The organism is Nocardia sp. NPDC057440, from assembly GCF_042802915.1.
Taxonomy (GTDB): Bacteria; Actinomycetota; Actinomycetes; order Mycobacteriales; family Mycobacteriaceae; genus Nocardia.
Map to the genome: position 1 here is coordinate 290,373 of NZ_JBHVDF010000004.1, position 14,752 is coordinate 305,124.

Consider the following 14,752-nt stretch of genomic DNA (forward strand, 5'->3'; position numbering starts at 1 on the left):
AGACTTTTTGTGCGCCCGAGCGGGGAGTCGCGAGCCCGCCCCCCCCCCCCCGGCGGGGGGGCGGGGTGGGGGGGGTGTCGGGGGGGGGCAGGAGGTCCTTGCGGCCATTGCCCCGATTCCGCGGATGCCGTCCGAAGTCGATCCCCGTACAACGAGAGTTAGTAATTCACCGGGAACAGCTGGACAGAACTCGGCTCGAAACACACATGCTGCCCCTCCTTCAGGGATGGTGACAGATCACCCTGTTCTAACATCACGGTTCCGGGGGCAAGGTCTAGTACGAAAACCCCATCGTGGAATGTAGTCGAAACTCGACCGCTGACTTCAACTTTACCGTCCGATATGAAGACGCCACTCCGGTTTCTCTGGTCGGAAGTGCCACTGTCCCAGCAGTCGATTTCATTGATTTCGAGTTCGACATCATATTCTCTGCCCTTCTCGGCAGGTTCTCGACCGCACCATATAGCGAACCATTCTCCGGATTGCGAGCGTATAGTTGTTTGCTCGCCAGGAGTGGCCTCCTTCAGGACGGTAATTCTCATCATCAGCTTCCTTTCGGAGATGGAACCCATACGACGCGGTCGTCATCACGCCATCCCGACGCCAAGTCGAATATCCAAGTCTCCTCGTGGTAATGACGTTTTGTCGGCTTGCCTCTCATCTCGTGGGCCCGACACGAATGCTTCCGGGGTCGTCGGAAGCTATTTGGGCCGGGCAGCCCTGTACCGGATACCCCGCGTCTTGGGCTCATTGGCCAATACTGCAATAGCCTTCAGGCGGGGTGGGTCGCCGTGCGTGGGGACACTGCTCTTCCGACGCGATGGGTCGGCTCATGAGCACTCGTTCTGTCTAGAGGGGCGGTGCCTATGCGATCAGGGTCATTTCCGGTCCGTCTGGGTCGATTCGATTGCCCGGTCGATGTGTTGGTTATCGAGCCTGCCGTTGGCGCTGGTTGTCCGCTGCGCGTAAAGCTGTCCGGTACGCGCAATTGGTTGTCGCCTTTTCGTCTTTCCGTCATCGAATTCCAGCGCTACCGTTGGCGAAGCACGCTTCCGAATGCGTGACTCGTTCATCGAAATTGCTTGCAGGGCAGCATCTTTCCTTGCATGAACTGTTATGAGGGCTCTATGTCGACCACCACTATCGCGCCACCTGGCAGCGACCAGGTCAGCTCAGGCGGTACCCACGCCAGGGCCGGCCTGGTGCTGTTCATGGTGTGCTCGGCGATCTTCATGCTGATGCTCGACGCCACCGTCGTATCCGCCGCGCTCGCTGACATCCGCACCGACTTCAACACCTCGATCGATGGCCTGCAGTGGGTTATCGACGCATACGCGATTCCGCTGGCAGGTGTGTTGCTGACCTTCGCCACGATCGGCGACCGCTACGGACGCAAGCGCATGTTCGTGATCGGCATGGGGGTGTTCACGGCATCGTCACTGGCACTGTCGGTGTCGGACACCATCTTGCAGCTCAACATTCTGCGCGCGGTACAAGGCGTTGGCGCGGCGATACTCTTCGCCACCGCGCTGCCACTACTCTCGGTGGCCTTTCCTGATCCGGCCAAGCGCGTGAAGGCGATCGGGATCTACGGTGCGGTCATGGCCGGGGCCTCGGTCGCCGGGCCGGTACTGGGCGGTGTGCTGGTCACCCAGTTCGGCTGGCGTTCGGTCTTCACCATCAACATCCCCATCGGCCTGGTCATCATCGCGCTGGCGGTGATGCGGATGCCCGAATCGCCGCGGACACCGGAGCGCCGCACCGATTGGTTCGGCTCGCTGCTGCTCACCGGCGGACTTGTGGCCGGGGTCTACTGCCTGACCCGCGGCAGTGCGCTCGGTTGGGGTTCGGCGACCACGGTCACACTGGCCGCGCTCGCCATCGCGCTGCTCGTGTTCTTCATGGTGTGGCAATTCCGCGCCACGCATCCGCTGTTCGACGTGTCGATGATGAAGAAGTCCGGATTCGCCGGTACCGCAATCGTTTCTATCGCGCACATGGCCACGCTGATGGCGGCATCGAACTATCTCGCGTTGTTCCTCATCAATACTCTCGGCTACACCCCGCTGCAGATGGGTCTGCGGCTACTGCCGATCAGCCTCGCCGCGCTGGTCACAGCACCGCTTGCGGTGATCTATGCCAAGCGGATCCCGATCCCGATCTCCTTGCCCGCGACCATGGCGCTCGTCGCCCTCGGCATGGTGTTGGTCGGCGGCTTCGAGCGGGGTGACTCGTGGACGCACTTCGTGCCCGGCATGGTGATCGGCGGCATCGGCCTCGGGGCCATCACGGCGATCAGCCAGGCCGCGTCGTTGACCTTCGCTTCGGCGGAGCATGCGGGTATGGCCAGCGCTACCTTCGGCACGCTGCGTCAGGTCGGTATGGCGATAGGGGTCGCCGGGCTCGGGGCGCTGTTCGGCCACGTCGCCAAGGACCGCGCGGGCACCGGATTCGATGCGCTCCCGCATTCGGACCAGATTCCCGCCGGGCTGCGCGAACAGTTCGTCGACGGTGTCGGAGCCGGTGCGGGCGCCGAGGTAATACATGCGGTGCCGCCGGAATTCACCGGCGCGGCATCCACGTTGGCCGACACCGCGAATACCGCGTCGATCGACGGCCTCAACGCGCTCGCGAACCTGGGTGCAGGCATCGGTGCCGTCGCGGTGATCGGCTCGGCGCTCGCCTTCGCCGTCGGCCGGCGGCTGACCGGGCCGGTCAAGCAACTGGTCTAGTTCTCTCGGAATCGGTAGCACTTCCGCCGAAATAAGCGGCGGGAGTGGTACCGATCTCCCGTCTGAACGCGGTGATGAACGCGCTGGCCGTCTTGTAGCCCACCGCCCGCGCTACTCGCGATATCGGTAGACCCGCGCCGAGTAGCGGAAGTGCCGCGTTGAGGCGCTCGAAGGTCCGCCAGCTTTCGAAACTGACACCGGTCTCGGCGCGGAAGCGTCGCGACAGCGTTCGTTCTGACGCGCCGACCTCCCGGCCCCAATCATCGAGCCCACGCGCATCGGTCGGGTCATCCTTTATCGCCAACGCGATTTTCCTGGCCTGCGGATCGGTCGGCAGGATCGTCGGAATCGTCGTTACCGACAGCGGTGTCACCAGATCCCACAGCACCGCCGTGGCGCGGTCGCGTTCGGCGTCCGCCCCATCGGGCAGCCCGACCAGGTAGGTGAGCAGTGGGCCGACCAGACCGGTGGCGTCGATGACCGTCGGCTTTTCCCAGCGCTGTGGGCATTCGGCCGGATCGAAGTAGAGCGAGAGCATTTCGCACGATGAGCTGGGGACTACCGAATGCGCGGTGTCGCCGGGAATCCACAGCGCGCGCGAGCGCTGCACGATCCAGCGGTAGGAGTCGACCTCCATCGCGAGCACACCGTTTGGCGCCCAGGTCAATTGATGCTGGGGATGGCTGTGTACCGGAACACCGGTGGTGGCTTCCAGCGGAATTACGATGCTCGGGTAGGCGGAGTAATCGATCCTCGGAGGAATCCCAGTCGCCATCCCGAAATATTATCGGAGTTCCAGCACGGTTGCCCTGCGTAGAAATGCGGCGGTCAGCCCACCTCATGGCGCGGCTGGGGAACCCGGCGGCGTGGGCGATGGTGGTGAGGTCATGTCCTGCGGTGGCCTGGGTGATCGCGTGAGTGAGCCGCAGCCGGAGTAGGTAGCGCCCGCAAGGGCAGCCTGACTCCCGCGGTGAACAGGTAGGTGAGTCTGGTTGGGGCGACGGCGAATAGGCAGTCGCCCAAGTCCGGTCAAGCGGGCTCCTGTTTGACCAGGCGGGGCCGTAAGCGTAGGCTACCGGCGATTATGTGTTGGGGACTGTGTGTAGCGACAGACGCTGACCGGGTACGCCTGGTCGGCGACTTGTTTGTCTCCCCCCTCGCTCCTCTCGCTCACCACCATCACGAGCACCTGTAGCCAACTCGGGCTGCGTCGTTCTTGCTGAACTGCGCCACGAGTTGGCGACTCCGGCGATGTGTATCTGACCACTGCCGTGACGTGCTAGATGCAGCTACGGCACATTGTTGAGCGAGAAGCAACCTAATGACTGCCAACGAACCGGCGTCCTATCAAAGTGTCACCGCTGCAAGTGGTGCCCGGTACTCGAACCCGACCTATCTGGCGACCTATCTACGCGCGGAGTGGGACGACCTACTCTCTCCGCCATCCTTGACGCCTCCTGAAGAACCAGCTGTCCTGACAGCCGATGCCCTCGATGATCAGAGTAGACCTGGCCGGTTCTACCGTCGCGCCGGCGCAATTGTGGAGCGATGGTGCAGCGAGCTGGCGATGGACCCAGAACGCATCTGTGACATCGGCGGATCTACTGGCCGCATGGGGCTAGAACTGCGGACCCAATTCCCGCAGGCAGGGGAAATCCTGATTGTTGAACCGTCGGCGGAGTTTTGTGAGTGGTCGGAACGCCTGCTCAAGGGCCCCACACTCGACCTGCAGATCCCGGTGCCGCAGTCGGTCGGACGCGTCAACTATCGCCCGGCCCCAGAGGATTGGAGCCCCATCGCGGCAAGCAACATCCAGATATTGAACGGAACCGCGGAGTCTGTTCCCACAGGCCGCGCCAGATTTGATGTGATCACATGCCTGAACGTCGTAGATCGAGTTGTCGATCCAGTCGGTCTGATCAAGGAAATCAAGCGGCTGATTCGACCTGGCGGGCTCTTCGTCCTGGCTAGTCCGCTGCACTTCGACAGCCAGTTCACCCCCCGCGAACTGTGGGTCGAGGATCTGCGAGAGCTATTGAATCCCGCGGATTGGCGAGTGGACGACAGAGTAACTGATGTGCGTTACAACTTCTTTCATTACTCACGGCGACTCAGCTGTTATTTGAGTCAAGTGGTCGGCGCTATTCGAAACGGAGACGAAGATGAGTAGGCGAGAGGTATACCGGCTCCTCGAGGAGAAGATGCTCGGCTACAAAGATTACGCCGACATACCGAGTACTCCCGAGGAGGACGAGATCGGGCTCGTAGTCATCCGATCCTCGGCGGTCTTGCGAGCAGAGCCGCTGACCGATGGGCTGGTACGGGTACCCAAAGACGGAATTATCGTGCGACGCACAGTGGCCGATCGTTTGTACTGGGCCGGCCAAGCGCTCAAATCCTATGATAAGGACCTTCAGCTCGAGGTTGTCTGCGGATACTGGTCGCCGAAGATTCAGCGAGATCTGTTCGAGCAAGCAAGAAGTTCATTGGACGACGACTATCGTAGCCGCGACGATCTAGTTGAAGCAGCGCACCGGCGGATTGCCGTACCTGATGTGGCGGCGCATCCTACCGGCGCGGGTGTCGATGTCCACATCCTTCGGGATGGTGCACCAATTGATATGGGAACAAAGATCTGGGACTTCGATCGCAACTCTTATACATTCTCGCCGTTCGTTTCCCGGGAAGCATGGGATAATCGTCAGCTTTTGCGTCGCTGTATGATCCACGCAGATTTTGCCCCATTCGATGGTGAGTGGTGGCACTTTTCCTATGGAGATAAAGAGTGGGCATGCTTTTACCACAAGCCGGAAGCATTGTACGACGTTATTGACGAGCATGATGTGCAAGACCGGATGGTATAGCGCGAGATCTAACACCGACTGTCCGCATTCTGCAATTTCAACGCGACCAACTGATCGATACATTTCCTCCGAGGAGCTGAACTCGCATGCTCGATGACAACGCGATCCGACTGGGCATTCCGAAAGGAAGTCTCCAGGCATCAACGCTGTCGATATTCGAAAAGGTCGGACTGAACTTTACGGGGGGATCCAGAACGCTGTGGCTCAGTTCCAATGATCCTGAGATCGTACCGGTCCTCTTGAAGCCGCAGGAGATACCGGAGTATGTACGCTCCGGTCGGCTGGATGCCGGTCTGTCCGGGCGAGATTGGATCGTGGAGCAGGATGTCGTACAGCACATCAGTGTGCTGGCCGAACTGCCCTTTTCTCGTCAGACCAGCAAACCGGTCCGATGGGTACTTGCAGTGCCGGAGGCGTCGAGCATTCGCACGGTCGATGATCTCCGTGCAGTCTGTGATGAACGTCGTGCATGCGGTGATCCGTTCACGATCTCTACTGAGTTGATCCACATTTCACGCATGTGGCTGGCGCGAAACGGTATCGACGCCCATGCAGAATTCTCATGGGGAGCGACCGAGGCAAAGCCGGAATACTTCGTTGATGCCATCATCGAAGGTACAGAGACTGGTGCGTCACTTCGGGCTAATCATCTTCGCGAGGTGGCGGAAATTTTCAGCTCGACGAATCAGTTCTTCATGAACCGCAAGGTTTACCGGGAAAACCAGTGGAAGCGTGAGAAACTGGAAGGCATCGCGCACCTCGTCCGCGGCGCATTGAAGGCGAATGAGTTCGTCGAAATGCGTATCATCGCCACGCGGCCCTTGCTGCTGGATGGGATCCTTGGTGACTCCGGCCGTATGATCACCAGCTCCCTCCCGACTGCTGGGATGCCCTTCATGGCGCTGGTAACTCTCCCGAAGGCCGAGGTGCCACGAGCGCTGCCTGCCGTGATCGCAGCTGGGGCTACCGACGCATGGGTTACCCCGATGACGATCTACTACGACACTGAACCGAGCGCAGCGGGCAACGGGGTTGTTCGCAGCGCTCCGATGACTGGGCGTTAGTCGAAATCAGAAATCAAACCAATCAGTTGCAACAATTTACAGGATAGACATTCTGCAACTCTATTGACTAGTTGAAGGTAATACTTGTAGTATAAGTGTGTGAAAACCGTCAGGCGCGTCTCGGCTTCGAATGCTCGACGCTCGGTCGAGGCGTCTGATGATATTGGAGTTCTATTCCATTCCGCCGTCGAAACTCTAGCTCACCCGCATCTGTTGCCGGTTCGTGCTGGCTAGTTCTGGTCGTGAACGCGACTCAACAGAACGCCAGCATAAGCTGGCGTTCTGTTCTTCTATTAACTGATAGTTCAATAAGGGATAAGAAATTGTGTGTGAACTTCCATATGTTGTGTCGGCGGAGATCGAGTATTGCAGCGCGACAGCCGTCCGGCGCGATAAAATAGATGAATTCAGAGAAAGTCTCGACGAAGATCTGCGGGGGATGGGTAAGAATCCCGAATGGGTGAGTGCGGATACTCTCAGTCGAGGGATGGAACGACTTATCGCTCGGACTACCCTGCCGGTTGTGAGTCTCGACAGGCGGTACGTCTCCACTGCGGACATGTATTTCGGTATCTCGCGTGCTGTCGACCCAGGGTTCGATGATGCAGGATATGACGCTCGGCTGGGTTACCCGTCCCTCGATAACCAGTTCGATGATCTCGCCAGACGATACGGCGGTGGAGCGGTCGTCATTGCCGACGACGTGCTTTTCAGTGGTCGGATGACTCTCATGCTCGACCGCGAACTCGCAAAACGAAACGTCCGGCTGGCAGCTGCCCTCTGCGGCATAGCAATCGGAAATGGTGTCAACCGTTTGGGTGACGCCGGAATACCGACTGAAAGTGTGATCTCCTTTACTGCCGTCGATGATGAGGTCTGTGAGCGAGATTTCACAGTCCTCGCAGGATCCGGTCGCAAGGTCTATGGAGAGCAGCTAAGTGCTGTCTACTTCGACGACCGATTTGGGCGACCGTCGGACTGGGCCTCGATACCCCAAGACGCGGCACCTAAATTTTGCCTCCAGAATCTATTACGCAATCGTAAACTGTTGCGCGCAGATGCGCCGTTTCCGCGCTTCGTCGGCTACGCTGGCACTCGAACTGGATCTGCAATAGACCGCGCAGTGCGTGAAAGGACTGACGTATGACGGGTGTCACCGTCATCACCGATCCCGGTGTCGACGACATGATTGCGCTCGTGCTGCTCGACAAGCTGGCGGCCGGCCGACGCAAGACTTTGGTGTCAACATATGGCAATGTCGACGGCGATACTACAGCGAAGAACGGTCGCGAATTCGTCTCATTCATTGGTGGAGAATGGGAATTCCGGCGAGGTGCCGACCTGCCGGAGTCGCGGTCGTTGAACCGTCCGTGGGCTCGTAACTTCCACGGCGATGACGGTTTATGGGGAGTGCAACCGCCCGTTTCCGGCGGTCCGGTCAGGGACGCGATACTCGAACGGCCCGCCGATGTTATTTCGCTTGGACCACTGACCGAGACACGCAGCTTGGTAGACGGGGGACTCGTCGAAAGTTTGCTGATAATGGGTGGAACGATAGATGTTCCAGGAAACGAAACAAAGTGGTCGGAGTTCAATGTAGCGATGGATCCCGAGGCTGGCCGAGCGCTGTTCAGGGCATGCCACGGGATCGATGTTCGGCTGGTGCCGATGGACGCTACTCAACAAGTAAAATGGACAGTCGATGACGTACTGTCAATTCCGGAAACAACAGTGTCGAACCGCTGGATGAAAGAGCTATTGTTCACCTGGTTCAAGAACTATGAGCGGGCCGATGAGCTCGGCTTTGTGCTGTATGATCCACTCGCGGTCTACCTTGCGTTCAACCCTGGCGAGGCTTTGTGGGTGCGAAGCGGTCTCGATGTGATTACCGACAGTGCGCAACGTGGACGCACGGTCTTGTCCGACGCGCATCCATCCTGCTCGATCGCCATGGATATTTTCGACCCCGACGCGACTGCTGAGAATATCTTCTCACTGCTGTTCGAGGCTGACTGAAGATGAACGCAGTGGGGGGTGCAACACCAAATCTCGGCCTTGTGCTCCTGGACTTGGATGGCACATTGATCGACCATCGGTACCAGCTGGCTACCGATAGCATCTATGCGGCCATAGAAGCAGCCCAGGCTGCCGGTTGGACAATTGGGCTCAACTCCGATACCCCTTACGAGGCACTCTGCGTTTGGGTTACGCGGCTAGGCATAACAGGTCCGATCGTTGCCGAGAATGGTGCGGTTATTGGAGTCGACGGTCATCTGTGGTATGACCATGAAACGGCCGACAAGTTTGCGGAATCGCGGCGTGTAATACTTGGTGGACTGCTCGGCGACGACATCGGGGTGTGGTCCGGAAATCCGGTCGAAGCAATTCGGAATGGCGAGGTGACGATACCTGCTGAAATGCCATTGGTGATGGTGAATACGCTGCGCCGGTGTAGTCTGAGCCTCCATATCCGGCGTGGCAGCCGCGACGGACTTCTCCTCGACACTGACTTGACGGAAGTCATTGCCGACCGTGTCGCATCGGCATACCCGGACTTTTCAGACCTGATAGTCGATAAGAATCATGACTATGGCGTCATTATTGTGCAACGAGCAGGGTTCACAAAACGACTCGGTGTCCAGCGACTGATGGAGAAGATCGACGCCCCTCGCGTCATTATGATCGGTAATTCTATTTCCGACTATCTCGGCGATGATCTCGCGATGCACATTGCCGTGGCTGATGCGACCGAGGCATTGAAACAGCGTGCCGATCGGGTGACCGAGGCGCCTCTGACCGGAGGTGTTTCGGAAGCCTTGCACCAGCTGTGTGCTGAACAAGCATCTGCTTGATTCGGCACCAGAATGGTTCTCGCAGCTGCAATATATCCAGACCGGTCGGCTTTCGTGCGGCCTTGGGGTTGCTGTGACGAGAGAGCTGGGCGGTAAGTGGACTAGCGGGTCTGATTATTTTGCTCGCTAATGCATGGAGATCAAGCTACGATTTCTATCGCACGGTAGTCGTTCCGTAGGCTTGGGCTTTGTATTCATACACAATCTCCGCTCGAAGGACTGCCGCGTCTGGTCACTTGCCGCACGGATGGCTCGATCGGAGATTAGCGCCATGGACGAATTGGTCATCAGGGCCGACTATACGGCTGCAGTAACATCATTTCTTCGACATAACGGACTTCATAGAATTGTGGCCTTCTCTGGTGGCGCTGATGACAAGCTACACGGAGTGGGTGACAAGAAGTTGGTCAGCGACTACGAAGCCGTCATGAGCGCCAAACAGGAACGTGTGGTTGGCGACGCAATTCGCAAACTTCGGTACTATCGCATTGCCGTACTAACAGGCGGAACCAAGGGTGGACTGCCCGGTACTGCCACCTCGCTGGCGCATGAGTACGGCCTGAAGACCATAGGCGTATTTCCGGAAAATGCCCGCAAAAAAGGGTATGTCCTGCATGATCTGCTGGACCTCGAGTTGGAAGTACCAGCCGTGTACGATCAGAGTCAATGGGGTGACGAAAGCCCCTTTTTCGCCAGCCTTCTCCATGGCGTCTTCGTATACGGCGGCAGTGCCGGGACGTTGATCGAAATGGCGCACGTATTGAAGATCAACGACAGGCTGAATAATAAAGAACAACCATTGAAATTTATTGTTCCGATCTCTGGAACCGGCGGCGTTGCAGATGGATTGAGATTCATCTGGGCGAAGCCGGAAATACGCGATGCCAGCATGCCCAAGTCGGTTGTCCTCGGCGGCGGGGATGCGGCGAAAGCGATGATCGACCAGCTGGAGCTGGATGATTACTATAAAGACAGCTATTCAAATGAGGAGAACTCGTGACCGCTCCGATGCAGATCAGTGGATTTCCGGAATATACACCGGAAGAACAGCTCGCATTCAACCGGCTGCTTGATGCTATTCGGAAGGGGTATGAGCGCTTCGGCTTCTCTGCCATCGAGACGCCTGCTGTGGAACGTCAGGAGTCCCTCCTCGCGAAGGCGGGAGATGAGAATGAGAAGCAGATTTACGCGCTCGCGCGGCTGGCTGCGAAAGACAACGAAGATGATTCAACCGGCCTGGCGCTGCACTTCGACCTCACCGTGCCACTCGCCCGGTACGTGGCGACCCGGCAGGATCAGCTGACGTTCCCGTTCCGGCGCTACCAGATTCAGAAGGTGTGGCGTGGGGAGCGCCCCCAAGCAGGGCGGTTCCGCGAGTTCTACCAATGTGACATCGACATTATTGGTAATGAGCAGCTGAGTCTGTTCGCTGACGCCGAGATTCCGAGCGTGATCTATCACGTTTTCTCCGAGATGAGTATCGGACGCTTCAAGATCCGGATCAGCAATCGCAAGATATTGCAGGGCTACCTCGAGCTGCTGGGAGCGGGCACCGAGGAGGAATCGCGGACGGTCCTGCAGATCGTGGACTCACTAGAGAAAGTCGGTACCTCCAAGGTGCGGACCGACCTCCTTGCGGCAACCTCGCTGACCGACGAGAAGGCCGCACGATTGATCGAGTTCGTCACCTACGACGGCGATACCGATGCCATCCTGGCCTACCTCGACACCGTGCAACCTACGCAAGACAGCGAAGAGGCCGGCGAGGTCGGTGAAAGGCTGAAGGAGGGCGTCTACGAGTTGAAGACCGTTGTCGCTTCTGTCCGTGCACTCGGTGTTCCGGATGAATACCTCGCCGTCGACCTGCGAATCGCCCGCGGTCTCGACTACTACACCGGCACGGTGTACGAAACCGTGCTGGTCGACCACCCAGGGCTCGGCAGCATCTGCTCGGGTGGTCGGTATGACAATCTGGCAGAGTATTTCACGGAAAAGAAACTGCCAGGCGTGGGCATCTCGATCGGCTTGACCCGACTGTTTTCGAGGCTGGTCCAGGCCGGGATCGTGTCTGTTGACCGATCGACGCCGTCGCAAGTTCTGGTGGCAGCCATGAATGAGATGCGCATGACGGACTACTTCGGCATCGCCAACGAGCTGCGCACCGCTGGGGTCAACACCGAGGTCTACATCGACAACAAGCGGCTCGGTCAGCAGCTCAAATACGCCTCCCGCAAAGGATTCGACGTCGTGGTCATCGCCGGCGACGACGAGCTCGCCAAAGGCACACTGACCGTGAAGGATATGGCCTCGGGCGACCAAAAAGAAGTCGTCCGAGGTGATTTGGTGACGGCGGTTCAGTCCATCCTCGCCAATCGGTAGTCCGGCAGCCCAGCCGTCCAAGACAGTTACACGAGTTCACCTCTCGCACGGCTGTCTTGGACGAGAGCATCGAAGTCACCGGCAGAGAGGTAGCGCCGATACAGGGGATCGCGCCGCAGCTGATCAAGGGGACGTTCGCCAAATGCTGCCTCCAGGTAGATCATTCGTCGCAGAAACCGGGCGTGAATCCAGCGGTGCGAGATATCGAGCGTCTCGTCTGACCCAAGTGCCCGCAGGGCGTTCGTATTGACAAGCCGGTTCGTGTCCAGCAGCCGAAGATCACCGGCCCGGTCGATCACCAAGTTGCGGAAGCGGTCGTCGAAGATGTCGGGCAGGAGCATCGGCCGGCGCCGGGCGTCCTCCAAGACAGTCCGCGTGATGGCAATGAAGTGACCCAGTTGGGCCGTGGTTGTGCGCGGCAGGTGCTGCCGTCGGATTCGTCCCAGCGGCAGCGCCATGTTGACGTCGACCCACCGCTTGACCACCAACGCCTCTGAGATGTGATCGTGCGGACTGCGCGCGAACAACCGTTGAAACGGGATGAGCTGTGGCATTGTGCCGTAGACCGTACGGAGATAGTCATATTCGATCCGCACTTTGATCGGCGTCAACTCCGGGCAGCCAACCCTGAACAGCTGGACGCAGTAGGAGCTGCCCGGGCGCCGAAACACCTGACTATGCTCGCCGTCGCCGATCATCACGTAGGCCGGCGGTGGTGGCTTACGAAGCTGCGACATCGACGATGCTCCCCGCGGCTATGGACAACTGAACCAGCAGGTCGCTGATCACAACGGCATCTGCTTCAAGCCGCCGTGTGCAAGCTAGAGCTTGGTCGGCCGTATCTAGGAGCACGGGAGGATGGCCACACTGCATCAGCTCGTCGAGCACTGCGGCCACGAACTCGTTGTCCGATCGCGTCAGCTGTTGTGGCCGGGTCGTGCGGTCGATGAACGCGAGAACCTCGCCCTGGCTATTTGTCGCACATGCTGCCGCATCATGGTAGGTGTAGGTGCCCGCATTAATGCCGAGAATGTACGTCATCATGATTGCCCCCTTTGATTGAGCCGTCGGCATGACCACAAATGACCGCGTCGTAGGCGTCGATCATCGCGTCGACGGTAAATCGACCAGCGCTCGCCCGACCTGCGGTGCCGATCCGGTTATGTGCTGCCGCATCATGCAGCAGCCAATGAATCGCCGACGCGATCGCTGATGGGTTCCTAGGAGGCACAAGGACGCCGGATACTCCGTCTTCGATGTATTCCAGCGGCCCGCCATGAGCTGTCGCGATAACCGGCGCCCCCGCCAGCATCGCTTCGATATTCGCATACCCAAATGGTTCGGGATCACGAGACGGCAGAACGGCGATATAGGCAGCGGCGTAACATGCCGCGACTTCCTCTCGAGTGAGCCGATCGAGCAGGAACACTTTATCGGTCAGCTGAAGATCGGTAATGAGCTGACGTAGCTCGAACTCATAATCCATCGACCGCGAGTCCAACAGTCCCGCGCCATTGATGACGATGCGTCCATCGTCAAATCCGTCATACGACATCAAGAGCGCAGCAGCCTGAATGAGGTCCTCGTGCCCTTTCCATGGCACTCTGCGGGCGGACATAAGGATAATCCTGGTGTCAGGAGGCACGTTGTTGCGGCGGCGCACGTCAGAGAAAGTATTGGTAGCACGGGAGTGGCGGATCCGTTCGTGGAATTTATCGACGTCCATTCCGTTGGTGATCTTTCGAACCCGTTCTGCTGGAATGCCTGATTCGCACAGTGCCGACCGGATCGATTCCGAAACGGCGATCAGCGATATCCGTGGTCCTTGGTTTTCCACTACGTGCCGGGCTATGTATCGGAAACGTCCTGATGCTCCCGTAGCATCGTGAATCACGCCGGTGAGGCGGAGCTCAGAATTCAGCAAGCCGGTCTCCACGGCTTTCAGTACAGCGACCAGTGAGTTGATGTTTTGAAGTACCAGATCGTGAGTCTCGGCCGCGGTCACACATGAGGTGTACTGATGTGCCAATGATACCCATACAGGATTGTGCTGATCATCGACACGTTCGTCATAGAAGTGGTGAACCAGCTCTGCGTCCTTTCGGGTGCTACCGGAGCCGCATATCAGCTGTGGAAAGTGCGTGGCCACTCGGAACAGATCGACAGTCGGGCCATCGGGCGTTTGCAATCTGCCAAGCTGTTCCAGCTGTTCGCCTCCGGTAATGGTGACCGTAAAGCGCGTCCGAGGGTGACGTCGTGCCAGTTCGTCGAGCAGATGATGTGTGTGGCCCACGAGCCCGGACTCTCTCGTGGGCCATGGTGTTCCGGAACCTACCAGTGCACCACGGATGTCGTATGTACTGATCAGCAAGGAATGAGGGAATGGCAACCCGACCTCCCCTGGTCTTGTCTATTCGAAAGGTGACGTTCCCGACTCCCTGCCTCACCGGTTCTTGATGGCAAGATACAAGGCGTAGTACTCCTGCTCATCGGTCCACCATGTATGCAAGGCCAGCCCGGCACGCTCCAACTCTCTCGCGATTTGTTCCCGCGTGAACTTCGCCGATATCTCGGTTCGGATTTACTCACCTTCGGTAAACGGCACGTCGAATCGGCACCGTAGGAGTTGTTAATGAGGACGGTGGTGGTCACTGCGGCCTGCCAATTTGAGAAGTGAAGTCAGAAGCGGAGGTCCATGATACGACAATTCCAAAGCACTGGTGCAGGGCATTTTTCTGCGATACACATCTCTCCGAGGCGGCAGCTAACTGCTGGCGCAGAAGGGTATCCCGAGGTAATGGCCAGTTGGTTTTGGAATTTTAGATCCGGTAGCTCGGATAGTGTCGATCCCGCCTGTGTGA

General features: G+C 58.5%; 14 protein-coding genes. 9 read left to right on the forward strand and 5 right to left on the reverse strand.

The window, feature by feature from the left end; genetic code table 11:
* Positions 1–1,127 precede the first annotated feature (1,127 nt).
* Complete coding sequence (locus ACFU4Z_RS10355) at positions 1,128–2,732, forward strand: MFS transporter (RefSeq protein ID WP_379061185.1); 1,605 nt, start codon at positions 1,128–1,130, stop codon at positions 2,730–2,732.
* On the opposite strand, the gene ACFU4Z_RS10360 is transcribed toward ACFU4Z_RS10355, so the two are convergent.
* Positions 2,716–3,507, reverse strand: coding sequence for an AraC family transcriptional regulator (locus ACFU4Z_RS10360; protein ID WP_379061187.1), 792 nt, complete (start codon positions 3,505–3,507; stop codon positions 2,716–2,718). The genes ACFU4Z_RS10355 and ACFU4Z_RS10360 overlap by 17 nt on opposite strands.
* 546 nt (positions 3,508–4,053) lie before the next feature.
* On the opposite strand from ACFU4Z_RS10360, the gene ACFU4Z_RS10365 reads away from it, so the two are divergent.
* The 8 genes from ACFU4Z_RS10365 to hisS all read left to right on the forward strand — a co-directional run bounded on the left by ACFU4Z_RS10365 (position 4,054) and on the right by hisS (position 11,891).
* Positions 4,054–4,902, forward strand: coding sequence for a class I SAM-dependent methyltransferase (locus tag ACFU4Z_RS10365; protein ID WP_379061190.1), 849 nt, complete (start codon positions 4,054–4,056; stop codon positions 4,900–4,902).
* A complete protein-coding gene (locus ACFU4Z_RS10370; protein ID WP_379061192.1) occupies positions 4,895–5,596 on the forward strand; it encodes a M15 family metallopeptidase in 702 nt (233 codons plus the stop codon). The genes ACFU4Z_RS10365 and ACFU4Z_RS10370 overlap by 8 nt, the downstream gene beginning before the upstream one ends.
* Positions 5,597–5,682: 86 nt before the next feature.
* The gene (gene hisG, locus ACFU4Z_RS10375; protein WP_379061194.1) at positions 5,683–6,660 is read left to right on the forward strand and encodes an ATP phosphoribosyltransferase; all 978 of its coding nucleotides are present in this window, start codon (positions 5,683–5,685) and stop codon (positions 6,658–6,660) included.
* Between the two features lie 523 nt (positions 6,661–7,183).
* Positions 7,184–7,807, forward strand: a complete 624-nt coding sequence (locus ACFU4Z_RS10380; RefSeq protein ID WP_379061196.1) for a hypothetical protein — start codon at positions 7,184–7,186, stop codon at positions 7,805–7,807.
* A complete protein-coding gene (locus tag ACFU4Z_RS10385) occupies positions 7,804–8,676 on the forward strand; it encodes a nucleoside hydrolase (RefSeq protein WP_379061198.1) in 873 nt (290 codons plus the stop codon). The genes ACFU4Z_RS10380 and ACFU4Z_RS10385 overlap by 4 nt, the downstream gene beginning before the upstream one ends.
* A gap of 2 nt (positions 8,677–8,678) precedes the next feature.
* Positions 8,679–9,512, forward strand: a complete 834-nt coding sequence (locus tag ACFU4Z_RS10390; RefSeq protein WP_379061201.1) for an HAD family hydrolase — start codon at positions 8,679–8,681, stop codon at positions 9,510–9,512.
* A 271-nt stretch (positions 9,513–9,783) separates the two neighbouring features.
* Entirely contained in the window at positions 9,784–10,512 is a 729-nt protein-coding gene (locus tag ACFU4Z_RS10395) for a hypothetical protein (RefSeq protein ID WP_379061203.1), read from the forward strand.
* A complete protein-coding gene (gene hisS / locus ACFU4Z_RS10400) occupies positions 10,509–11,891 on the forward strand; it encodes a histidine--tRNA ligase (RefSeq protein ID WP_379061205.1) in 1,383 nt (460 codons plus the stop codon). Before ACFU4Z_RS10395 ends, hisS begins: the two co-directional genes overlap by 4 nt.
* Positions 11,892–11,917: 26 nt before the next feature.
* Here the strand turns inward: hisS and ACFU4Z_RS10405 are convergent, their stop codons facing one another.
* The 4 genes from ACFU4Z_RS10405 to ACFU4Z_RS10420 form a co-directional block, all read right to left on the reverse strand.
* On the reverse strand, positions 11,918–12,628 hold the full coding sequence (locus ACFU4Z_RS10405) for a hypothetical protein (protein WP_379061208.1): 711 nt from the start codon (positions 12,626–12,628) through the stop codon (positions 11,918–11,920).
* Positions 12,612–12,935 (reverse strand): hypothetical protein, encoded by a 324-nt coding sequence (locus tag ACFU4Z_RS10410; protein WP_379061210.1) that lies wholly within the window; start codon positions 12,933–12,935, stop codon positions 12,612–12,614. The genes ACFU4Z_RS10405 and ACFU4Z_RS10410 overlap by 17 nt, the downstream gene beginning before the upstream one ends.
* Positions 12,910–14,184 (reverse strand): glycosyltransferase family 4 protein, encoded by a 1,275-nt coding sequence (locus ACFU4Z_RS10415; RefSeq protein ID WP_379061212.1) that lies wholly within the window; start codon positions 14,182–14,184, stop codon positions 12,910–12,912. Before ACFU4Z_RS10415 ends, ACFU4Z_RS10410 begins: the two co-directional genes overlap by 26 nt.
* A gap of 150 nt (positions 14,185–14,334) precedes the next feature.
* The gene (locus ACFU4Z_RS10420) at positions 14,335–14,472 is read right to left on the reverse strand and encodes an L-histidine N(alpha)-methyltransferase (protein WP_379061669.1); all 138 of its coding nucleotides are present in this window, start codon (positions 14,470–14,472) and stop codon (positions 14,335–14,337) included.
* Positions 14,473–14,752 lie beyond the last annotated feature (280 nt).